We start from the raw sequence: 23,640 nt of genomic DNA, 5'->3' as shown, positions 1-23,640 counted from the left end.
TTACAGATTACCTTTATTTGGCAATAACTCTTGTAAGCTTCCCTTAAAACCGAACTGTTTAAAAGAATAACCTTAACTTTAGACAGTATTATGAATAAAAGTAAATTTTCACCGCAACAGATTGCAAAGATTTTAAAGGAGTTCGACAAAGGAAAGAGTGTCGACCAAATAAGCCGAGAGCACGGCGTAAGCCCCGCTGCTTTTTATAAGTGACGTTCCAAGTATGCAGGAGTGAATTCTAAAGAATTAAAACGACTCAAAGAACTTGAACAAGAAAATTATAGGTTAAAACAAATGTATGCAAGTTTAGCTCTAGATCACCAGATGGCCAAGGTGATCATCGAAAAAAAGCTTTAAAACCCTGCCGTAAACGAAGAATCAGCAAAGAGCTTGCTCATTACGGTATCACTAGGGCGTGCCGTGTCCTAGGAATGAGTAAGAGCGTTAATTATTACACCCCGATACCTAAGGATGATTTTGAGGTAGAACAAGTCTTGCAAAAGAAGATCAAAGAGCATTCTGCAGAAGGATTTTGGAAGGCTTACGACCGCTTGCGCGAAGAGGGCAAGCCATGGAACCATAAACGTGTGCACAGGGTTTATGTGTCACTAGGGCTTCCCATAAGAAGAAAAGCAAAGAAACGCTTGCCAGCACAGGTCAAAGCACCTTTGGACGTGCCAAATGAACTTAACCATACCTGGAGTATGGATTTTGTAACGGATGTCTTAGAAAACAAAAGACGATTTAGAGCGTTTAATGTCATCGATGATTTTAACAGGGAGGCGCTCCATATAGAAGTAGACTTTTCATTGACCAGTAGCCGAATCGTTTGGGTGCTCAACCATTTGATTAACAAAAAGGGAAGCCTAAAAAAATGCGAATGGATAATGGCCCAGAATTCATTGCAGAGATTGCTTCTAGGTGAAGCGAGATGCACGAGATAGACAACCCGGAAAGCCAATCCAAAACGCCTTTATAGAGCGTTTTAATGGAAGTTATAGGCGTGGATTCCTGAACAAATACATATTTGAGAATATCGACCAGGTAATGGAACAAACACAGATATGGATTGATGATTACAACAATCATAGGGCACACGATGCCCTGGGAAAAATCCCTCCAATTAAGTATGCACAACTTAATTCTCTTGAGGCTAGCCTCAAGAGAATTAAAAACAGTAATTTTAAACCAGTTTTAGAAAATTAAGCAGTTCTAATATGGGGAAGCTTACACTCCAACCTACCGCTTCCCACAACAATTTCTCATTGGTCGGATACCTGCGTTCACTCTCATAACAGGTGGCGTCAATTACAATACTGTGGTGGTCGTTTACATGTCCTCGCCAAGAATCAAATAGTGTTTGCTGAATTTTTTCAATATTTAATTATTTGCCAAGTTCACAACGAATTTTACTCACTATTTTGTAATTGGTCAGCCGATTGCAGCCTAGATTGATACCACAAAAAAAATGATAATCGATATTACCATTAAGCTGCTCAACCATACGCTTGTCAGGATATACAGTATAATGTTTTAAAATCATCAAGGCTATTTTACCTTGAGGGCTGAAGGTGCAGATTGGACCTTTAGTGGCATCTTTTAGACCAAAATCTGATACCAATTTACCCCAAGGTATGGCAGAATAAATCTTGCACAAATCACTTTCCACAAAACGATTGAAAAATAATTCAAAACCTTCGCTTGGTGTAATAAATGATAAAGTGTGCTGAAAGTTGTCAAATCTGCGTATCTTGTCCATAAATATTTAAGATAATACCCCGTTTTTAGAGCTGTAGACTCATATTTGGGGTTTTGTTTATCTAAAAATACGATTTAATTACTTAATTATCAAATGTTTGAGCTGTTTATGAAAGTGCCTGTCAAGTGTTTGAATTATTTAAGAAAGTGCCTAAATTACCACTAGATAAATTAATTCGTTATGAATTGGCTGGTCGTGGTTATAATGAAAATCATAGGTGGATTGGTTTTGATAAAGTTTCTGATATGTGGTTGAAATAATTGAATACGAAACACTTCTTTTTTAAAAGTGTTTTTAATTAGCAGTTACGATTTCTTGCTTTAAAAAATCTATGAGCAAATTTTTAATTTCATCAGAATCATTAATTACAAACCCATTCTTTTTTAACTTTATTAATATTTCCTTAAAAGTATTCTTACCATCAACTAATTTCAAAATTTGAATTACAGAATCAGCTCCACTAAAATTTCCGTTTGGCAATTTAAGGTTAACTTCATTTTCCTTTATTCCATCTTTTATTACACCTTTTCTTTCATAAGATATAGGTTCTTTAATACTCAAAACCGTATCATCATTTACTTCTATATCCTCTTTTTTGTTTTTTTGAGCTATAAAAAACCAATTTCTATATACTTTGTATGATATAGAGTTAGAGTCTTCCAGATGTGGTGTTTCAACAATTTTATCAACTAGTGTTGTATACCCCTTACTTTCAAAAAACTGCCTAAATTCTTCGGCAGTCAACATTTCTCTCTCATCAGAAAAGAAATAATCCAAAGGGCCAAAATGAATAAACAAACCATTATCAGATAATTTGTCATTAATTTGCTGAAACCATAGTTTAAGCGCTATAACATCGGTAAAATATATTGAGAATATAGCATTTACCGATTTATTTTCGAAAGGAAGGTCTAACACATCTGACACAAAAGCTTCGAATTTGTTTTTAACTTTGTTGAGTTTTTCTTTTGGAATTTCAGCTATATATTTTTGTGCTACATTTTCTAATCTATGAGTATTTTTTTCATGAGGATTATAAAAATTTATTAATTCACCGTTCAATAATTTTTGTAGGTGCCAAATCATAGAAAATGATTTATCAGTAGCATATATTTTTTTATAAACATTTTCGAATTCAAAAGCGATCCTACCTACTCCGCAACCAAGAAATAACGAATTATTATTTTCAAATTTAATTTTAGATAATTCTTGTTTTATAGGATCAATTGTTGTTTTTAATTGTTCTTCTGCTTCTGGCAAGAAACACCAATCTCGTCTTAAATAAATAAAGTCTTTTAATGTTGTTTGAGTATTATTGGTAGAATTAACTTTAAGATTTTCATATGCAGTAATACTAACATTACTTTTTAATGTAGATACAATTTTATTTACGTTTTTGGCATTTTGACTGTATGCGTCATTAAGTAAATTAAAATATTTTTTTCTTTCAGTATTCTCTTGATATGACTTGTATTTATTGAGTCTACTAATTAAGTAGTTTAAATGGTTTTTATATAGAAAATAAGATTCAGCATAATAAAAAGATAATTGATATTCATTAAGATATATAGAAACACTGTCAAGTGTATTGGTTTTGGTTAATAACATATATTGGGTTTATTTAATAGCTAAAAAGCCTTCGAATGAAACATATTTGAAAACACTGGTAATGTCTGTAAAACCAGCCCTTGTTAATAAATCTAAATTGCCTTGAGTAGAAAAAGGCTCTAAAACCCCTTTTAAGCTTCGGGTTTTTGATATAATTTCTTCCTCGGTATAACCTTGCTCTAATTTATAGTCAGTATATAATGCAGTCATCATATCTTGAAACCGTGCATCACAAGCTCTTACTTTTTCAAATAAAATAAATGCACCTCCCCAATTGAGAGACTCGTATATTTTATCAAAAACTAATTGTCGTACTCTAGGTTTTATAAATTGAATTGTATAATAGGATACAATTAAGTCGGATTTTTCTAGCTCAATATTCAATATATCATCACAGATAAAAGACACATTTGCAATGCCATCACACTTTTTATTGGCAACATCAACCATTTCTAGAATTGTATCTATCCCAATGAAATTTACTTTTTTTTGACCATTGTGCCTTGCCAATTTTCTCGTGAGTTCTCCAGTGCTACTACCTATTTCATAACATTTAGAATTATCTGCGACAAAGAAATCACTTAATCTACAAACCAAGTCATGACCTTCTTTATACATAGGTACAGACTTGCCAACATGATTATCAAAGTTTTTTGGAACTTCTCCTGCAAATGACCAATCAGCGTTTTTTGTATTAATATTATCTCCTGTATTCATAAGCTAATTATATTAAATTAGGATTTTGGACTAAGATTTCAATATCTTCTTTTAAAGGGATAGTTCTTTTAGATAAATTCATCCATGTATTAACATTATATTTCCATAGTTCATGGCCAACATTTTGAATATCATCTATACTATTAGGAATAACACCTTGACCTAATAGTATATTGTCAACACCTTTAAGTCCAAAAAGAGAGTCAACAAAGTCAAACCTTAAACTATCAGAAAGGGAGTTGTTCAACATTTGGAGAGGGCCATCAGATTTATATAAATCCAAAATGTGCTGATATTTTGAAACATCAATTTCATTTCTGCAAAATTCCCAAAAGGGAGAATCAAATTTTTTATTATACTTGTAATGTATTGACAAAAACCATTTTAAGTAGTCCCACTTATTTGCAATATGCCTATTTAAATGCCCTTTTAAAGTGCCAGTTCTGTCATTTATTAAAGCATCAAAGCTTTTTGTTAATATTTTTATATGCTCCGTAATCATATGTATCCCTGTTGACTCAAGCGGTTCTACAAAACCATATGAATTCCCAATAGCAGCAACATTACCTTTTATAAAAGAGTTATGCCTTCCTGATTTAAACCTAATGACTTTATAATCTGTTAAATTTGGATATTTTAATTTTAACTCATCTATAATATCATTTTCTGATGAAAGCTTAGAAGAATAAACATACCCTCTATGATCCGAATCTCTTAAAGGTATATTCCAACACCATCCATTTTTCATTGACTCAGCATAAGTATAAGGTTTTATTTCCCCTTTATGATTGACATTAAAAGATATTGCGGTATCTGTTATTAAATTATCATTATAGCTAAAATATTGAGAGTCTAATTTATCTATTAATAGGGACTTGAATCCAGAGCAATCTAAATAATAATCACATTGAAGTTTTTTTCCGTCACTAGTGATCAAGGAACTGACCTGATTATGAGAGTCATTTAATATAACTTTATCAATAGTATTTTGAAGTCTAACAACCCCCAATTCTATTGCTTTATTTTTTAAATAGGTCACGAACTTCCTATTCTCTAAATGAAATGCATATCCTATTCTCCTAGGGTTGGTTAAAGAATAAAAATCCTTTTCATTCTTTCTTAAAATAAAAGAAGAATCTTGTGACATTAGAATTGAGGTTAACGATCCATGATCAATATTTCCATTTATATAACCAGAAACTAAATCATGCTCCCCAAAAGGGTAATTGAACGTATAATCTCCTGATTCTCCCCAATAAAATTTAATACCTAATTTCCAAGTAGGTTCAACTTTCTTATAGAAATCCAGCTTATCCAGCTTAAGATCCTTGAAAAGAAAATCTACTAGATCGGGAGTAGTGGCTTCTCCCACTCCAATTATAGGGATTTTTTCAGATTCAATTAACGTAACTTCGAGTTCAGGATGTTTAGTTTTTAAAGATATTGCTGAAAGATAACCAGCAGTACCGCCACCTACTATTGCAACGGTTTTATTTAAAGTTGATTTATTTAGTAGCTTGAATCTAAAATCTTTTTTTGAAGCATTAATGAAATTAATGTCTTGTATTAATTGAGAATTCTTTTTTTTCTCATAAAAGTCTTCCTTAATTTCTAAAATAGGGTAAACAAATCTCTCATCAAAATTTGATTCTTTTATATTGTAAATCTCTATTTTGTTTATCGAGTTTTTATTCTGTGAAACGTTTTTAAACTCATTAATTTTCTCTGCTAATTTTTGTGTTAGTTTATGTATTCTTTTTATATAAAATTCCTCTCCCAAAATATCTTTAAATAACGGTAGTTTAAGCTTTAATTTAGAATTTATGTCCTCACACTTTTCCTGATAAAGGAAAAACAAAGCCGAATCAAGACCGCTGGTATTATTAGGGCTATAGATAGGTCCAATCAGAATCTTATCGCATTCAAAAGCAGACACAAATAGAATTGTTGTATCTGGTAGGTGTTTTCTAATGTTGGCGCATGTGTTTAAAACACTTTCAAGGTTTTCATTTTGAACAAACCAAATAATTAGATCGTTATTTTTGACGCAACCTAAATCTTTTGTTAGACAGCATGAAAAATTATACTTTTCTTGAAGTTGTTTAATTATACTTTGGCAAATTTTAGATTCTTCGTATTCTATGAAATGTATTGTCATTTATCTTGTGTATTTAATTTTATAGTACTAAAATTTTACTTTAATTAATTTAGTTAAAGATCCCAAACACAAGATAAAAATAATTCCATTTACCAGAGTTAAAAAAAGAGTGTTTTCTCCATATATTGTATTAATTTCTTCTGAACCATAGTTAATAAAGTATTTAGTTAATATTAATGAAGAAATGTTAAATACAATATGAAATAGTATAGGAAAAAAAATATTCTTTGTTCTATCATATAAAAAACAACAGATTATACCAAACACAAAAACACTAAGCATTCTAGTTGGGTTTAAATGTATAACAGAAAAAAAAACACTTGAGATAATAGCTGATAGCAAAAAGGAATATTTTTTTTTAAGATATTTAAAAATGAATCCTCTGAAAATTAATTCTTCAAATAAAGGAGCAATAATCACCGCAGATAATATCACATAAATACTTGGCATTTCCCGTTGTATACTTCCAAGTTCTGAGAAAGTCAAAAAATTAAAAAAATGATAAGAGGGATAAGAAATTCCTATTTGGTAAGAAAAGGAAATAATACACACGCTAAGGAGTAAAAAAAAGTTTATTTTTTTTAAAAAAAGAATTTTTGTGTTTTTAAAGAAGAACTTTTTTGCCAAAAAAAAACCAATATATTTGGTAGCAAACTCAATATCAAATAATAAAAACTATTTTTTCCAAAATATTCGTTTATTAAAAAAGAAGATAAACCTATAGCTATCAAATAGGTTGTAAAAAAAATGATTATGTGTGATATTTTAAATGATATATTATTTTTCAAGAAGTTGAATGATTTTTCAGTTATAAAATTACTATATGCTATATACTACATCCTACATCCTTCCAAGCATATAGTAATTAATAACTTTTAAAGTTTACTGTTATGAATGATCATCATCACACCAAGCATAATGCCAAGCATCAGACCAAACTCCCATACTATCTTCAAAACTGTTAGCTGTATTTTCATAAGTACAATGACATGCGCCTAAAATACCTCCAGACAATTCTTCCAGTTCTTGTTTTTGATTTTCAGCTTTGACTTTGAAAGCTTCTAAATTAAGTCTACTCATAAGTTAAAAAAATTAATTAAACTATTTGATTTTTTGATATTTAAATCGGTTGCAATATATTATAATTTATTAACATCTTTAAATTTTTTATAATTAAAAACATAAGGTTGATTAGAAATATCATATTTAAACAACAGAGATTTATTTCTGTTTTGTATTTCCTCATAGGTTTTATTGAAAAATGTATACCAAGCTAAGCCTTCTTTTTTGTATTTTTTTTTATGATTAAACTTGTTAATGGCAGCAGAGAATCGATTCATATTACTTGTAAAGCGACCTAGTAACTCAAAATGTTTGTCTTCATCAAATATTTTTTCATTAATGCATCTTTCCATACAAATATTGATATTAGTTTGTGTAAAAAGACCATGAAAACGGTCATATAAAACAAATCCTTTATCGCTTTCCTCTTTAGTAAAAAAAGACAAATCGGATGTATGAGGCATATTAAATAGCTCTTTTTTATCTAAAGTTAATGCATTAAAAAAGACATGGGCACATTGATGCATAATATTGTCTAAAAAGAAAACTTCGTTATAATCATCTTTTACATTGAAAAAAGCAATACCATGCGCCTGAATAGTAGCAAAAGAATTGGCTTCCCCTTGATAAAAAACAACTTTTTTAATATATGTTTTAACAAGATTGTAATATTCTGGGTATACTTGGCTAATAACTTCTAATGCATTATTAAAATGTTCAATATGCTTAATGTATAAATCTTCACTAATTATAATGTCTGTTATTTTTCCTTGTTCATTAACATATAAAGGTTTCAACAAAGGATGATTACATTTCAAAAATTCAATACCTTCTTTGTTTTTGGTCAATGGTTTCAATCTAAACTCAAGAAGTTTGTTGTCTTCATCTGAGAGATGAATGGAATCTGATATATATTTAAGTTGAACTTTTTTAGGATATTTTTTATTGAGTTTAATATATCCCAGATTAGGCAAATAAATTATTTGTTCATCTATAGCAGTTGTATAGGTTGTGTTTAATGTTTCCCTATTTTTACTAAGGCTAAAAATAAGCACATCAATCCATTCATCGTATTTACTATTAATACAAGAAAATAATAGCGGCTCCGAAAAAATAGTATCATCATAAAAATCTAGTTTATCGAAAATAGTGCCATCTTTTTGATACAAAATCTTTTTCAAAGTATCTATAACTTTTAAATGGTGATTGTGGTATTGTGTGAAAAAATCCATAGTTAATTAAAAGCTTTTGTTAATGTGTAAACAAAACGTTCTATTAAACGTAAATCCTCAGTAATAATTTCTGCATTGCCATCTATCTTTTGCTTGAATGTAATTTCCTTATTAAAGGTTGTATTTAACCCTTCTGATAAATTTACTTTAACTAAATAAAAATCTTCATTAGGAACATCAGAAATATTAGTTACAGAACCTAGTAACACTCCAAACTGATTTTCTGGAAACCCCAATAATTTAATATTAACGGTTTGCCCTAACTTAACTTTACCTGAGTTTATAATCGGCATTTTAGCAATTCCAAAATAATCATGTTCGCTGTATTTGGGTATAATTGATATTAATTTTTCTGAAGATTCTACATATTGATTATTTGTGAAGTAGTTTAAATAATTAACTTCACCAGAAACCGTACCAACTAACACATGTTTTTTAATCCATTCAACATAAGACAATTCAGTTAACTTTATAGCTTCCAAAATATCTAATTCAGAATTTAAATGACTTTCATCTTCGGTATGTTTTAAATTGCCACCTTGGCTCAATAAAGAAGCTTTTTGAGCTCTAATTTGAGTAATACTTGATATATTACCTTGAACAGACCTAATTGCTTGTAAGTACCTCAATTTTATCGATTCATATTCTTGCAATGCAATAACCCCTTTATCTAATAAATTTTCATGCCTATCTAAATCTATTTTAGCGACTTCTAGTTCTTTTTCAGATATTTCTTTATCTCTTATTGCTCCATTAATAAGACTATTGTATTGATTAACTCTTAAATTATTTAGTTGAGATTGTGTATTGTAATTTCCATCTTCTTCGTGATGTTTAAATTTTGAAACTGCCTTGACTAAGCTATTATAATTTGATTGGATTTCACCTACATCTAAAATTGGAAAATCAATTCCGTGCATTGATTCTAAATCATAATTTAGAGCCTTAATATTTTTTAAAATAGTATCCAATATTTTTATATGTCTAATATTAGCATTGCTTCCTATTATGGCTAACCACTCATTTTTTTCTGCAAATTCCTTGTTCGATTTTAATATAGAATCTATCTTACCTTCAGTTTTTGTTGCCAAATAAATAGGTGGATTATTAGTTGTAATAACCACCTCTGATATAACTACATCAGGATATTTAATAAACCAACTTAATAAAAGAATTAAAAAAACAAAGGCTAAGAAAAAAGTATTTCCCCAACTAATAATGCTATTAGGTGGAGTTTCTAAAATTTCTTTTACAAAATCACTTCGTTCATCCAAAAAATCTATTTTCTTCATTTATTTTCCTAATTCTAATTGGTTTTTTACAAGTCTAAAATAATATCCTTGCTTCTTAATTAAGTCTTCGTGTTTACCAATCTCTACAATCTCACCTTTATCTATAACTATAATTTGGTCTGCATTTTTAACTGTACTTAATCTATGAGCAATAACAATAGCCGTTCTTTGTTTTATATAATCATCTAAATTACTCATTATTGTCTTCTCATTATTTGCATCTAACGCACTCGTTGCCTCATCAAAAAATAAAAACTCCGGAGATTTATAAACAGCTCTTGCAATTAAAACACGTTGTCTTTGACCACCACTTAAACTTGTACCACTAGAACCTGCTGGTCCAATTCTAGTATTGTATCCTGCTGGTAAACGTTCAATCATATCTTCAATATTTGCAATTTGAACAGATTTTATAAGTTTAGCTTTATCTATAATGCCTTCAGAACTTGATTCTGTAATGTTTCTAGCCACTGTGTCTGTAAATATATAGCCATCTTGCATAACAACACCACACAAATCCCTCCATTTAGAGGATGAAATATTATTTAAATTTGAATTACCCAACATAATTTTTCCTTCTGTTGGATTATAAAGTTTGAGTAACAATCTTAATAACGTAGTTTTGCCGCTTCCACTTTCTCCAACTATTGCGGTAACTTTATTGTATGGAATAGTTAAGTTGATGTTTTTAAGAACAAGAGGTGATTTTCTACCTCCATATCTAAATGAAATATTATCAAATATAATATCTTGTCTAGAATTAAATTCATCTTGATAGAGATCCTCTTCATCTTCATTTTCTTCTAAATGAACTTCATTCATTCGTTCAAGGCTAATCTTTGCATCTTGGGCTTGGGTAAAGAAATTTACTAGTGTAATTAAAGGTGCATTTAATTGACCGATAATATACTGAACAGCAAGCATCATTCCTAAGGTCATTTCACCATTAATTACTGAAATTGCAGCAACATATGATATAAAAATGTTTTTCAACTCATTAATTGAACTAGCCCCTATACCTTGAAATTGCGCCAATTTTAACCCTTCTAAAGAAATTTTATATAGCTTTATGCGTATTTCTTCCCAGTCCCAACGTCTTCTTTTTTCAGAATTATTAATTTTAATTTCTTGAATACCATTCACTATTTGTATTAAACTACTTGAGTTACCAGAAGCCTGGTCAAACCGTCTGTATTCTAACTGTGCTCTTTTTTTCATGAAAACTAATATCCATAATATGTATAGTGTCGCACCTCCTAAAAAAATTAAGAATATTATATAATTGTAATACAACAAAATACCCAAAAATATAATCATGTTAAATACAGAGAAGAGCGTATTTGGTGATGAAGTTAAAAATGTTTCTATTCGTCTAGAATCTTGCATTCTTTGCAGTACATCTCCAGTAATTTTGGAGTCAAAAAAGCTTATCGGCAACTTCATCATTTTAATTAAAAAATCAGAAGCCAAAGAAATATTTATTCTTGCACCGATAATTAGTAATAACCAACTTCGTATAATACTTACACCAGCTTGAGATAAAAATAGTGTTAGCTGTGCAGTTAATATAATATGAATAAAATTTAGGTCTCGATAATTTATACCTTTATCAACTACAGATTGTGTTAAAAAAGGTAAAATTAATTGTATTATGCTACCAACAAATAAACCAATAAAAAGTTGAGTGACATACTTTTTATAAGGCTTTAAATATGGAATTAAAGTTCTAAAACCTTTGTTCTTTTTTGTAATCGGTTCTGCATCATGAAATTTAGGTGTTGATTCTAACAAAATAAGTAAACCTTCATGAGCGTTATTTAAATATCTTGTATTTTGCCACCCTTCTAAAAAATCAGTTTTAGAATAAGTTATTAAGCCATGGTCTGGATCTGCAACATAAACTTTATCGTTTTCTACTTTATAAACGATTAAAAAATGCCTTTGCCGCCAATGGGCAATACATGGAAGTGGCACTTGTTTTTCGAGAGATTCCCATGTTACATTTACAGGTAGGGTCTTCAATCCAATGGCTTCTGCTCCTTCAGTAATTCCTGCAACAGAAACACCTTCATTAGTTAGATGACAAACATTCCTTAAATATTCAGGTGAGTAGGTTTTCCCGTAAAACTTTGCAATCATGCGCAAACATGCAGGGCCACAATCTGTCCTGTCATATTGTTTATAAAATGGAAATTTTTTAGTTTTTTTGAACAATGAAAAAAAGTATTAAAAAAAGCACCATGGGTGCTTTAAATCAAATTTATATAAATATGTAATTTAACAACTATGCCCTCCTTCTACATAGTCATGCCATAGTTGATCCAACCAATCCCCACCATTTTCTCCACAATTCATACTAGTACAATGACAAGCACCTAAAATACCGCCAGTTAAATTGTCTAATTCTTGTGCTTTATTTGCTTGTTCTTTGAATGTTTCAAAATCTAATCTTTTCATATATTAAATTAATTTTTAAATATTACATTCGCAATGTAATATTTTTTTATGATAAATTTTAATGAAATTTCTAAAATTGGAATTGGCACATATAGAATGACCTATGAAAGTCAAGAACATATTAATGCATTACAGTATGCTATAGAAAGTGGTGTTAACTTAATAGACACCGCTTCAAATTATCAATTTGGGAATTCAGAAAAATTAATTGGTGATTTATTAAAGAGGACTAAAAGGGATAAAACGTTTATTATTACTAAGGCTGGATATATCAATGGCAATGATATAAATAGATTTTCAAGAATACTAAATTCTTTAAGAACAATAAAAGTGAATAATAATTTTTTGTATTCTATTGAACCTTCATTTTTAGAAGCACAAATCACTGCTTCATTAAAACGTTTAAATACAGATTACATAGATGGGTTTTTAATTCATAACCCAGAGCATTATTTTGATGTTGAGAACCATAATCAAAAACATATATATGAGCATTTAATTGAATCTTGTACTTTTTTGGAAACATTAGTTGATAAAGGGGTGATTAGGTATTATGGAATTAGTTCTAATATATTACCGACAAGAGGGATTGATTTGAAAAAAATTATTAATGATGATAATGATTTTCCAAATTTTAAACTAACCCAATTTCCATATAATTTAGTTGAAAATGAAGCTAACGAGAAAAATGGAGATGAATCATTAATTGATTTTTGTAAAAAAAAAGCGATTAAAACATTTGCTAATCGACCATTAAATACGACATATAATGGTAAAGTTTTACGTTTGGCTGATTATTCTGATGAATTTATAAATGTTAATTTTGAAACTGAAGAAGTTTTATTTAATGAATTTTTATTTTTAATAAAAAAACAGTTAGATAAATTTGGGGAAACATCTAATCCAGAAGATTTTGTTCCTATTAAATTTTTCATTAATAACAGAAAAAATATAGCAAATCCTGAAGCAGTAAATAAAGCATTAAATAGTCATTTATTGCCTTTTATAGAGCAGCTACAGTTTACAGAAGAAAGAATAAAAAAGATTCTTAATGAATTATTAAATTATTGGATCTTGTATTCAAAAAAATCTATTACTGATCGGTCATTAGAAATGAAAAATACTTTAATAAATAAAGGTGTTTTAATTAAAAATGATAAAAGAGATCTCTCACTTTTAGCTTGTGAAAGCTATTTAAAAGATGATATAAATCATGTCTTAGTTGGTATGAGAAATAAAAAGTACGTTGATAACTTATTAAGCTTAGTGTGAAAAAAACGATTAACTTTATTTTAGCTTTTAGCTTTTTACTATTTTTATCCTTAACTATTTGGATTAATTATTTAATGAAAAATAACGTAGGAGATATAGCTTATGATTCTAGCATTGATGACTCTTCATTTGTTGTCTGTAATGAAGAGCAAATTTTTCAGTACTATTCAGTTGGAACAAGCTATGAAGGAGAGCGGAAAGCTATTAGAGAAGAAATTTTCACGGAATTAGAAAATAAAAACCTAGTATTTGGCAACAAATCTGGTTATATTACTTTTAGATTTATTGTAAATTGTAATGGTCAAGCTGGTAGATATCGATTTAAGGAGGTAGATTCGCATTTTTTAGAAACCTCTTCTAAAGAAGACTTGATTAACCAACTAAAAGTTGCGGTTATGAAATTAAATAAATGGAAAGCTGGAACATTAAATAATGACACTCCTGTTGATAGTTATTATCAAATTAATTTCAAAATTATTGAAGGTAAAATTGAAGACATTTTCTAGGTATGAAAAGATTATTGTTCATTATTAAAATTATATTCTCTGTTTTATTTTTATTAGGGACTTTTTTTATTTGTTATCTACTATTCTTCGCTCCAAAAAAGAAACGTTTTTCTTTTGCTGAGCAAACTCAAGGGCAGTATTTATCCCAAAAAACGTTTGATATTTTAATTTTTCAAAATCCTAATTATTCTGATGCTTATTTTGAAAAATCTGTAGCTTTCAATAAACGAGGTGATTATGCTAAAGGATTTGAGTTATTAAATGAAGCTGTAGAATTAAAACCAAAACTACATTTAGGATATCGAGGATGGCTTAAATACCATAAGGTAAAAGATTATCAAGGAAGCATTGATGACTTAAAGCGTTTAGATTCTTTGACACCTAATTTTGTAGATGCACCTTGGGGAGATAATATTCACTATGTTTTAGGATTATCTTATAAAGGTTTAAAACAATATAAAATTGCTTTAGATGAATTTGACAGGAGTATAGAAACAGAAAAAGATTCTTCTTGGGTAAATCCTTATGTATTTCTATATAAAGGAATTATTTATAATAAGTTAGAAAAATATGAGGTAGCTATAAAAAACTTGAATGTTTATCTAAAGCAAAATTATAATAATTCTCCAGAAGCATATTTTCATAAAGGTATTGCGTTTAAAAAACTTAATGACTTAGATAGCTCAAAAGTTTGTTTTAAAAAATCTATAGAACTTTTTAATAAAGGTTACAAAATTAAAGATATTTATAATGAGGTTCAAGATGAATTATATCTTTCAGATATTATAGAAGAACTTAAATATTTTAATGAATAGAATTGAAGCTCTTAAATATTATAAAATTGGACGAAACCTATCTCAAGGCTCAAAAGAATCTCAACATTATTTTGACTTATCTATAAAATCTGACAATACATTTTCATATGCATATTTTGAAAAATCAGTTCCTTTTAACAAACGAGGTGATTATGCTAAAGGATTTGAGTTGTTGAATAAGGCGGTCGAACTTAATCCTAGGATGCACTTAGGATATAGAGGTTGGTTAAGATTGGTTAAATTAAAAGATTATAATGGCTGTATCAACGATTTAAAAGAATTACAAAAGATTAAATCTGAAAATACTTATAATGCTTGGGGACAGAATATAAATTATTTGATAGGGATTTCATTTTTAGGCTTAAAAACTTTTGATAAAGCTATTAAGTGTTTAGATATCGCCATAAATGAGAATGGGAATTTAAATCATTACTTTAGTAAAGCTATTACTTTATTGAGAATAGAAGATTTTGAGAGATCAATTAAATTATTAAAAATCTGTATTAATCAAAACTGTAATTTTACTGAAGCATATTATTATTTGGGGCTCAATTACTCTAAAACAGAAGAACTAAATAAAGCTGAAAACAACTTCAATAAAGCATTAAAATTATATAAACAAGGGTTTAAAAATAGAAATCCTTATAATGAGGTTTTTATGGAAATATATCTTTTTGATTTTGAAATAGCTATAGCTACCCTAATTTAAATTATTACTTTGGTTTACCTAACTTGGTAAATGTTATTTAAAGCTTCATTTCATTTTTTTCTAACTAATCCACATTTCTATTCCTATAACATTAGAGTTATGAGTTTAACTATCCCTTGGAGTTTGGGGTGACATATTAAGATAAAAAAGGAATATGAAATTTATTGATATTAACATAAAGAAAATTCATTTCAAAATTTGCGTCTAAACAGTCACTAATTTTTAATAATTCTCACTTTAGAAGAACCGAAACCAGTATCTACTTTTTATAAGTATATTCCAGCTTTCAAGTCTCGCATATCAATTCTATTATTTTCCAATTTCAATTCAATTTCTTTTCCTGTTAAAGAATATAATTTTACTTCAGTGATAGTATTATTTTCATTTGAAAGCATAAAATAATCAGTTACAGGGTTTGGATATACTGGTACATCATTTTTTTCAAAATCGTCTGTGCTTAAAGTTAGAGTGTTTTCAGTGACCCATACACGCATTGATTGCCAATCTCTAAAGACAAAATCAGTACTGGTTGATGTATCATTTTTTCTCGCTTTCACTACAAAGAAGCGATTCAAACCCACAGGAGCAAAAGGGTCAGTATCCATATTTGCCGCTTGAAGTGTATATCCTGTTGGAATACCAATACTAGAGAACCAATCTGAAGGAATCGTCTCTAAATCGTTTGGTAGAGTAGTTCTTGCCGCTAATGTAAGACACGTATCGTTATATTCTCCGCTTATGAGTTGCGTATTATTATTAAGGTCTAATTTACAGTTTTGACAAAGAGATTCAAATGCTATTTGTGTATCGTTAATTTGTATAAGGTCTGTAGTTCCCGACTCATCAGAATTAAAAACAACAGTATGAAATCCTGTATATGCTCCTGTATTTGATGTACTACTTTCGGGTATAGTAACACCTCCCATGGTTATCATCAGCACCTTCTTGATCGCCATAAGCATCGTAATGGGCACCAATAATTAACCGTTCTTTATGTTCAGTACCAATAGAGGCAAGAACATTTTTATAAGTTTCATTCTTAGCTTTATATTCTTGGTAAGCGGTAGTGTCGCACACCTTAGCAAGTTCAACTTTAATGTAGCTAGCAATTGAGTTAAGAGTTTTTATGTTTTTATAATTCCTGCTATTTTGTGTTTTTGTAATTCTTAGCAAGTCTTTTTTAATACGTACTGTATCTATATTAGATGCAGTTTGGGTGCCGTTCCTTGTTTGTGCGCAAGAAATTAAAGAGGTAAGTAGTATAAGCGTTGATAGTATTTTTTTCATACGTATAATTTTAACTATAAAAAAACGGAAACAACTCTTCACTGTATTCCCATACTTTAGAAATAAACAGTCCTATATATACTATAGCAACCATAAATTTTAAAAAAGTACCAGTTAAAAAGCCAATAAAAGAACCAAAAGCAGCTTTAAATGCTGTTTTTTGGTCTGCTTTGTTTAATAATTCGCCAACCAAAGCACCCACAAAAGGCCAAACTACAATACCAAATATACCAAGTACAGGAAAAAATATAGCAACAAGTAAACCAACAGTTGTTCCTATCATACCTGCTTTTGTACCTCCAAATTTTTTAGTTCCTATTGCAGGGATAATATAATCTAAGGCAAAAACTATTAGTGCTACAGCTAAGGTTATGCCAAGAAAAAGCCAGTCGTTTGGTATGGCTTTGGTTAAATAAAGCACAAGCAAGCCCAACCAACTAATTGGAGGACCTGGTAAAACAGGTAAAAAACTACCAATTATACCTGTTAACATTAGAATAAAACCAATTACTAAAAGCGCTATATCCATTCTTTAATTTACTTGTTTGACGAAGATAACAACAATTTGTTACAAATTTTTCACCTAAAATATTAGTTTAAACTAAAATATTAGTTATATTAGCATGAGAATATAAGATAAATAGTACTAAATTTATATTCACAATATTCTAGAATATACATAAAATAAAAGAGAATGAAGCAGTTAACTAAGGCGGAAGAAGAGATTATGCAGGTGTTATGGGAGTTAGAGAAAACGAGCGTAGCAGATGTAATAGAGAAGTTGCCAACACCAAAGCCAGCATACAATACAGTATCTACTATTGTACGCATTTTAGAAAATAAGGGGTTTGTAGGTCACGAAAAGTTGGGAAGAGGTTATTTGTATTTTCCGTTGATAAAAAAGGCAGATTATAGCAACCAGTCTATTAACAAATTAATGGAGGGTTATTTTCAAGGTTCATTTAAAAGTATGGTATCGTTTTTTATGAAGAAAAATGATATGAGTTTATCTGAATTGGAATCTATTTTAAAAGATATTAAAGAAGACGATAAAAAAGAATAGTTATGATACAGTATATAGTTTTAGTAATCACATTTCAGTTGTTGTTTTTGGCAATTTATGATTTGTTTTTAAAGAAAGAAACCTTTTTTCAGAGCAACAGAGTGTATTTAATAGGCACGTTTTTAGTGTCGTTATTTTTACCTTTTGTAAAGTTGCCAGTATTTAAAACTATAGTATCACAGCAATATGCAGCCATTGTTTTAGATGAAATTGTATTAACAGCAAATTCACCACAGGCAGCAGCAGAGGGTAGTTTTCCTTGGCTTAGAGTAGTGTTTGTAATTGGCGTAGTAGTAGCGTTTGCTTTGTTTGTTTATAAAATTTATAAGATTGTAAAATTGAAGCAAGCGGGAGAAAAGCAAAAATTTGCAGACTATATAAAAGTTACAATTCCTAAAAGTAATAATGCATTTTCATTTTACAATACTGTTTTTATGGGCGATGCGGTTACAAAAGAAAACGAAGAAGGCATTTTAGAGCACGAGTTAGTACATGTGAAGCAAAAACATACTTTAGATTTATTATTTTTTGAGGTAATGCGCATTGCCCTTTGGTTTAATCCACTAGTATATATTTATCAAAACAGAATAGCAGAAGTACACGAGTTTATAGCCGATTCTAATGTTAAAAAAACGAGTAAAAAAGAACAATACGAGTTATTATTATCTCAAATTTTTGAGACAAAAAATATCTCATTCATCAACCATTTTTATAAATCATCATTAATTAAAAAACGAATAGTTATGTTACAAAAATCAAAATCTGGTAAAGTTTTAAAGCTAAAATATTTAGCATTGGTACCATTAGTTTCTGGTATGTTATTTTACACATCGTGCGAAACAGAAAACGACGCTAAAATTGATGCAGTAGAAGCAAAAAGTAGTGTTGATGAGGTAGAGGCATTAGATGAGGTTGTTATTGTAGGTTATGCTGCAGACCCAAGTACAATACAAACAAATTCTGATGTTAAGCTTATTAAGTATTCAAGCGATGAAGAAGCTGATAATTCTAGTGTTTTTGATGACGAAGAAGGTGATTTAGTGGCATTTTCAACAATAGGTACACCACCAGCTTTTCCTGGTAATGAAAATGCAGAAAATCCTAGAGAAAATTTTAATGAGTTGTTAAATAAGCACATTAGAAAAAACTTTAGATACCCAGATGAAGCTCAAGAAAAAGGCATACAAGGTAGGGTAAGTATTAGGTTTATTATAGAAGAGGATGGCTCTGTAAAAAACTTGCAAATGCGTGGTCCAGATAAACTTTTGGTAAATGAGGCTGCACGTATTATTAGCAGACTACCTAAGTTTTATCCAGGAATGGAAAATGGTAAGGCAGTTAAAGTTCCTTTTTCATTACCAATTACCTTTAGATTAAAGTAATAAAAATTTAAATAAGGATGATACAGTATATAGTTTTAGTGGTAACATTTCAGTTGTTGTTTTTGGCAATTTATGATTTGTTTTTAAAGAAAGAAACCTTTTTTCAGAGCAACAGAGTGTATTTAATAGGCACGTTTTTAGTGTCGTTATTTTTACCTTTTGTAAAGTTGCCAGTATTTAAAACTATAGTATCACAGCAATATGCAGCCATTGTTTTAGATGAAATTGTATTAACAGCAAATTCACCGCAGACTGCAGCAGAGAGCAGTTTTCCTTGGCTTAGAGTAGTGTTTGTAATTGGCGTAGTACTAGCGTTTGCTTTGTTTGTTTATAAAATTTATCAGATACTAAAACTGAATAAACTAGGAGAGAAGCAAAAATTTGCAGACTATATAAAGGTTACAATACCTGAAAGTAATAATGCATTTTCATTTTACAATACTGTTTTTATGGGCGATGCGGTTACAAAAGAAAACGAAGAAGGCATTTTAGAGCACGAGTTAGTGCATGTGAAACAAAAACACACACTAGATTTATTATTTTTTGAGGTAATGCGCATTACCCTTTGGTTTAATCCACTAGTATATATTTATCAAAACAGAATAGCAGAAGTACACGAGTTTATAGCCGACTCTAATGTTAAAAAAACGAGTAAAAAAGAACAATACGCGTTATTATTATCTCAAATTTTTGAGACAAAAAATATCTCATTCATCAACCATTTTTATAAATCATCATTAATTAAAAAACGAATAGTTATGTTACAAAAATCAAAATCGGGTAAAGTTTTAAAGCTAAAATATTTAGCATTGGTGCCATTAGTTGCAGGTATGTTATTTTACACATCATGCGAAACAGAAAACAATGCTGAAATAGATGCTGTAGAGGCAAAAAGTAGTGTAAAAGTTGAAGAATTAAAAGAAACAACAATAGTTGCTCTTGCAGATCCTGACAAATTAGCTTTAATTTCTGAACAAGAGATTATAGAGGATTCAAAAGATAAGTTTGATTATAGCAAATATAGCTCTAAGGATTTGGTGGCTTTTTCGGCTTTAGAAGTGAGTCCTACTTTTCCAGGAGACGAAAATGCTGAAAATGGAAAACAAAGTTTTGATAAAGCTATAAATAAACACATAAGAAGGTATTTTATGTATCCAGAAGATGCACAAAAAAGAAGTGTTCAAGGAAAAATAAACGTAGGGTTTGTAATACAGGAAAATGGTTCTATTACAAATTTGGAAGCCTTTGGAGATGATGAGTCTCTAAAAGCAGAGGCAGTAAGAATTATTAGTAAATTACCTAAAATGAATCCTGGTATAAAAGACGGTAAGCCAGTTAAAGTTCCATTTGTTGTTCCAATTACATTTAAACTACAGTAATAAATATAAAAAACGATGGTACAGTACGTAATAGAATGTCTTGCTTTTCAGTTAGTATTCCTTATTATTTATGATGTGTTTTTAAGAAGAGAAACCTTTTTTCAATGGAACAGATTGTATTTATTAGGTACGAGTGTGCTATCGTTTTTATTGCCGCTAATAGCTTTAGATATATTTAAAAGTAAGGTGCCAGATGCAGTTGCCGTTTACACACCATTTATGTTTTCTAATTACGATTTAGAAACAAATACAGCTCTTTTAAGTGATACCAATATAGCCCAAAAATTAACAATGCCTTGGTATAGTATTCTTTTTAGTATTGGAGTGGTAGTAGCACTTTTTTTATTTTTATTTAAAATACGCCAGCTGCATAAGTTACGTAAAAGAGGAGAAAAAATTGTTTATAAAGATTTTACAGAGGTTATTTTAAAAGAAAGTAATAGCGCTTTCTCGTTCTTTAAAACCATTTTTCTGGGCGATAAAATAAAAACAAAAGAGTACCCTAATATTATTGCGCACGAGCTAGTACATATTAGACAAAAACATACTTTAGATTTATTATTTTTTGAAGTAATGCGCATAGCTTTTTGGTTTAATCCACTAGTGTATATTTATCAAAGTAGAATAGCAGAAGTACACGAGTTTATTGCAGACGCAAAAGTGGCTAAGACCCATAGAAAAGAACAGTATGAGTTATTGTTATCTCAAGTTTTTCAAACAGAAAATATCTCATTTATAAATCACTTTTTTTCATCATCATTAATTAAAAAACGAATTAAAATGTTACAAAAAAATCAGTCTAAAAAAATATGGGCAAGCAAGTATTTGTTATTGTTGCCAACTATAGTATGTATTCTTTTTTATACATCCTCTAAAGGGCAAGAAAAAGATACAGATACAGAAAACGAAATTATAGAAGTAAAAGATACTCCAGTTAAACAGGTTGAAATAGCAGATGTGCCTTTTTCAGTTGTAGAAGATGTACCAGTATTTCCTGGTTGTGAAGATGCCACAGATAAAAGAGCTTGTTTTAATGAACAAATGACTAAACATATAAGAAAACACTTTACATACCCAAAAGACGCATCAGAAAAAGGAATAGAAGGTAGAGTTTCTTCACGCTTTGTAATTATGGAAGATGGCAAAATAGGTGAGTTGCAAACGCGTGGGCCGTCTGTAATACTAGAGGAAGAAGCAATTCGTATTATAAAATTATTACCAAATTTTAAACCAGGTAAGCAAAGAGGAAAAGCAGTAAGAGTTCCTTTTGTATTACCAATTACATTTAGGTTAACGCCAGAAAGTGATAAAGAAAAGTTAACTAAAGATGTAAAATCGGCCTTGTTACGTAAAGAACAAGAAGAAAAGGATAGGTTGTATAAAGATGCTAAAGAGGTTCCTTTTTCTGTAATAGATGAAGTTCCTGTTTTTCCGGGTTGTGAAAATGCTACAGATAAAAAAGCTTGTTTTAATGATAAAATAAATGAACATATTAGAAAACATTTTAGTTATCCAGAATCTGCACAAAAAGAAGGAGTACAAGGTAGAGTTTCTGTGCGTTTTGTTATGATGGAGGACGGTAGCATTGGTAAAATTCAGATGCGTGGTCCGGATGTTAGGTTAGAAGAAGTTGCGTTGAATATTATAAAAAAATTACCAAATGTTACGCCAGGGATGCATAATGGTAAGGCTGTAAAAGTTCCTTTTGTATTACCAATTACATTTAAGCTGCAGAAAAAAAATGACTAAATTTTTTTATGCAATACAATTAATTGTTCTGTTTTTAACTTTAAAAGCTGAGGCACAACCTTCGGCTTTTAAAATTGCAGACAGTTTATATAATACTGGTAACTATACTGCAGCTATTAACCAGTATGCTAAAATAAATAATACTAATGCAAATCTTCAAATTGCAAAAGCATATAATGCTATTGGTAATTATGACAAAGCTATTGCTCAATATAATGATGTTGTAACAAAAGACACAAGTTTATTGGTTGCTAGATTCAACTTAGGTAAGCTGTATTTAAAAACTAATAAGTTTAAACAAGCAAGTAGTCTTTTTGCTAAACTTGTAACTATATCTAAAACTAATCCAGAGTACAGTTATAATCTAGCTAGGTCTTACAATGCTATAGGGGAAGATAAGAAAAGTGTATTGTGGTATAAAAAAACACTTGATGTAGATAGTACCCACTTACGAGCATTACAGCGTTTAAGTATACATTATGTGGGTGAACATGAAAACCATTTTGCATTAAAATATGCAGATAAAGGATTAAGTTTTTTTGAGAACGATCCTGTGCTTATAAATGTAAAGGCATTAGCATTATTTCATATGGGTAGTTATAAATTGTCTATTAAATGTTATGAAAAACTACTAAGCCTAGGTAAAAAAGATCAAAAGGTGTACAACAGATTAGGCTACGCCTATAATAGTATAGGAAATTATGAGAAGTCTATAGAAAACTACAAACAACTACTAGAATACGATTTAGAAAACATAAAAGTTTTACGTATGATTAGTGAGGTGTATATGAAAGATAAAAAGTTAGATAGTGCAACGGTGTATATAAAAAAGGCAATACAAGCACATTCTTATAAATTAGATCAAGAGTATGAGGTTGCTGCTCGTATTGCTGTAAGTAAGCAAGATTATAAAACGGCAATAAATTACTATAATATGGCTTATACTGAAAATCCTACTAAAGTATTGTATTTGTATCAAGCCAGTATTTACGCAGACAAATATTATAAAGACCCTAAGCTAAAACTTAATTATTACACTAAGTTAAAGCAAAAATCAGAGTCTAAAGGTACTAATAGTCAGTATTTTGTAGTGTTTGCAGAAAAACGAATTTCAGAATTAAAGAGCGAGATTTTTGCGAAAGGCGAATAAATTTTAGCAGATAATTGTCAATTTCTTCAATCTAAGACAAATT

Annotated in this window: 22 protein-coding genes and 1 pseudogene; 10 read left to right on the top strand and 13 right to left on the bottom strand. The window is 29.6% G+C overall.

The genetic code is table 11. From position 1 onward, the window contains the following. Positions 1 to 90: 90 nt before the first annotated feature. Positions 91 to 1,206 (top strand): annotated as a pseudogene (locus BFJ87_RS02005) (IS3 family transposase). Between the two features lie 178 nt (positions 1,207 to 1,384). Here BFJ87_RS02005 and BFJ87_RS02000 read toward each other — a convergent pair. From BFJ87_RS02000 to BFJ87_RS01955, 10 genes are all read right to left on the bottom strand, one after another. Continuing rightward, positions 1,385 to 1,759 (bottom strand): transposase, encoded by a 375-nt coding sequence (locus BFJ87_RS02000; RefSeq protein WP_077399153.1) that lies wholly within the window; start codon positions 1,757 to 1,759, stop codon positions 1,385 to 1,387. A 294-nt stretch (positions 1,760 to 2,053) separates the two neighbouring features. Next, the gene (locus BFJ87_RS01995; protein WP_077399150.1) at positions 2,054 to 3,367 is read right to left on the bottom strand and encodes a methyltransferase domain-containing protein; all 1,314 of its coding nucleotides are present in this window, start codon (positions 3,365 to 3,367) and stop codon (positions 2,054 to 2,056) included. A 9-nt stretch (positions 3,368 to 3,376) separates the two neighbouring features. After that, positions 3,377 to 4,084 (bottom strand): methyltransferase domain-containing protein, encoded by a 708-nt coding sequence (locus BFJ87_RS01990; RefSeq protein ID WP_077399148.1) that lies wholly within the window; start codon positions 4,082 to 4,084, stop codon positions 3,377 to 3,379. A 7-nt stretch (positions 4,085 to 4,091) separates the two neighbouring features. Further along, positions 4,092 to 6,242, bottom strand: a complete 2,151-nt coding sequence (locus BFJ87_RS01985) for a tryptophan 7-halogenase (protein WP_077399145.1) — start codon at positions 6,240 to 6,242, stop codon at positions 4,092 to 4,094. A 27-nt stretch (positions 6,243 to 6,269) separates the two neighbouring features. Beyond that, a complete protein-coding gene (locus BFJ87_RS17155) occupies positions 6,270 to 6,692 on the bottom strand; it encodes a CPBP family intramembrane glutamic endopeptidase (RefSeq protein WP_077399142.1) in 423 nt (140 codons plus the stop codon). Positions 6,693 to 7,130: 438 nt separating this feature from the next. After that, entirely contained in the window at positions 7,131 to 7,322 is a 192-nt protein-coding gene (locus BFJ87_RS01975; protein ID WP_077399139.1) for a hypothetical protein, read from the bottom strand. A 59-nt stretch (positions 7,323 to 7,381) separates the two neighbouring features. After that, the gene (locus BFJ87_RS01970) at positions 7,382 to 8,536 is read right to left on the bottom strand and encodes a hypothetical protein (RefSeq protein WP_077399136.1); all 1,155 of its coding nucleotides are present in this window, start codon (positions 8,534 to 8,536) and stop codon (positions 7,382 to 7,384) included. Between the two features lie 2 nt (positions 8,537 to 8,538). Further along, complete coding sequence (locus tag BFJ87_RS01965) at positions 8,539 to 9,828, bottom strand: HlyD family secretion protein (RefSeq protein ID WP_077399134.1); 1,290 nt, start codon at positions 9,826 to 9,828, stop codon at positions 8,539 to 8,541. Further along, the gene (locus BFJ87_RS01960) at positions 9,829 to 11,967 is read right to left on the bottom strand and encodes a peptidase domain-containing ABC transporter (RefSeq protein WP_245799572.1); all 2,139 of its coding nucleotides are present in this window, start codon (positions 11,965 to 11,967) and stop codon (positions 9,829 to 9,831) included. A 138-nt stretch (positions 11,968 to 12,105) separates the two neighbouring features. Beyond that, positions 12,106 to 12,285 (bottom strand): hypothetical protein, encoded by a 180-nt coding sequence (locus BFJ87_RS01955; protein WP_077399131.1) that lies wholly within the window; start codon positions 12,283 to 12,285, stop codon positions 12,106 to 12,108. Positions 12,286 to 12,333: 48 nt separating this feature from the next. Between BFJ87_RS01955 and BFJ87_RS01950 the strand changes: the two genes are divergently transcribed. Genes BFJ87_RS01950 through BFJ87_RS01935 form a run of 4 tightly spaced genes read left to right on the top strand, consistent with a single transcriptional unit; the run spans position 12,334 to position 15,587 of the window. Continuing rightward, positions 12,334 to 13,557, top strand: a complete 1,224-nt coding sequence (locus BFJ87_RS01950) for an aldo/keto reductase (protein WP_077399128.1) — start codon at positions 12,334 to 12,336, stop codon at positions 13,555 to 13,557. Continuing rightward, positions 13,554 to 14,063, top strand: coding sequence for a hypothetical protein (locus BFJ87_RS01945; RefSeq protein ID WP_077399125.1), 510 nt, complete (start codon positions 13,554 to 13,556; stop codon positions 14,061 to 14,063). The genes BFJ87_RS01950 and BFJ87_RS01945 overlap by 4 nt, the downstream gene beginning before the upstream one ends. A gap of 2 nt (positions 14,064 to 14,065) precedes the next feature. Next, positions 14,066 to 14,878 carry a tetratricopeptide repeat protein gene (locus tag BFJ87_RS01940; RefSeq protein WP_077399122.1) on the top strand — a complete coding sequence of 271 codons (813 nt, stop codon included), beginning with the start codon at positions 14,066 to 14,068 and terminating at the stop codon, positions 14,876 to 14,878. Further along, positions 14,871 to 15,587, top strand: coding sequence for a tetratricopeptide repeat protein (locus tag BFJ87_RS01935; protein WP_077399118.1), 717 nt, complete (start codon positions 14,871 to 14,873; stop codon positions 15,585 to 15,587). The genes BFJ87_RS01940 and BFJ87_RS01935 overlap by 8 nt, the downstream gene beginning before the upstream one ends. A 266-nt stretch (positions 15,588 to 15,853) precedes the next feature. On the opposite strand, the gene BFJ87_RS01930 is transcribed toward BFJ87_RS01935, so the two are convergent. The 3 genes from BFJ87_RS01930 to BFJ87_RS01920 are packed head-to-tail and all read right to left on the bottom strand — an operon-like array spanning position 15,854 to position 17,403. Then, on the bottom strand, positions 15,854 to 16,543 hold the full coding sequence (locus BFJ87_RS01930; protein ID WP_171974453.1) for a T9SS type A sorting domain-containing protein: 690 nt from the start codon (positions 16,541 to 16,543) through the stop codon (positions 15,854 to 15,856). Then, positions 16,485 to 16,874, bottom strand: a complete 390-nt coding sequence (locus BFJ87_RS01925; RefSeq protein WP_216352831.1) for a Zn-dependent exopeptidase M28 — start codon at positions 16,872 to 16,874, stop codon at positions 16,485 to 16,487. The genes BFJ87_RS01930 and BFJ87_RS01925 overlap by 59 nt, the downstream gene beginning before the upstream one ends. A gap of 10 nt (positions 16,875 to 16,884) precedes the next feature. Next, positions 16,885 to 17,403, bottom strand: a complete 519-nt coding sequence (locus BFJ87_RS01920) for a DUF456 domain-containing protein (protein WP_077399112.1) — start codon at positions 17,401 to 17,403, stop codon at positions 16,885 to 16,887. 165 nt (positions 17,404 to 17,568) lie between these two features. On the opposite strand from BFJ87_RS01920, the gene BFJ87_RS01915 reads away from it, so the two are divergent. From BFJ87_RS01915 to BFJ87_RS01895, 5 genes are read left to right on the top strand one after another with little or no spacing between them, the layout of a single operon-like run. Beyond that, positions 17,569 to 17,937 carry a BlaI/MecI/CopY family transcriptional regulator gene (locus tag BFJ87_RS01915; protein WP_077399109.1) on the top strand — a complete coding sequence of 123 codons (369 nt, stop codon included), beginning with the start codon at positions 17,569 to 17,571 and terminating at the stop codon, positions 17,935 to 17,937. 2 nt (positions 17,938 to 17,939) lie between these two features. Then, positions 17,940 to 19,319 (top strand): M56 family metallopeptidase, encoded by a 1,380-nt coding sequence (locus BFJ87_RS01910; protein ID WP_077399105.1) that lies wholly within the window; start codon positions 17,940 to 17,942, stop codon positions 19,317 to 19,319. A 17-nt stretch (positions 19,320 to 19,336) separates the two neighbouring features. After that, positions 19,337 to 20,698: a M56 family metallopeptidase gene (locus BFJ87_RS01905; protein WP_077399102.1), complete on the top strand. Its 1,362-nt coding sequence runs from the start codon at positions 19,337 to 19,339 to the stop codon at positions 20,696 to 20,698. 15 nt (positions 20,699 to 20,713) lie between these two features. Then, on the top strand, positions 20,714 to 22,447 hold the full coding sequence (locus BFJ87_RS01900) for a M56 family metallopeptidase (protein WP_077399099.1): 1,734 nt from the start codon (positions 20,714 to 20,716) through the stop codon (positions 22,445 to 22,447). Further along, entirely contained in the window at positions 22,440 to 23,597 is a 1,158-nt protein-coding gene (locus BFJ87_RS01895; protein WP_077399096.1) for a tetratricopeptide repeat protein, read from the top strand. The genes BFJ87_RS01900 and BFJ87_RS01895 overlap by 8 nt, the downstream gene beginning before the upstream one ends. Positions 23,598 to 23,640: the final 43 nt, after the last annotated feature.

The sequence above is a fragment of the Cellulophaga omnivescoria genome (assembly GCF_001999725.1).
Taxonomy (GTDB): domain Bacteria; phylum Bacteroidota; class Bacteroidia; order Flavobacteriales; family Flavobacteriaceae; genus Cellulophaga; species Cellulophaga omnivescoria.
This window is presented reverse-complemented; position numbering and strand designations above follow the sequence as displayed.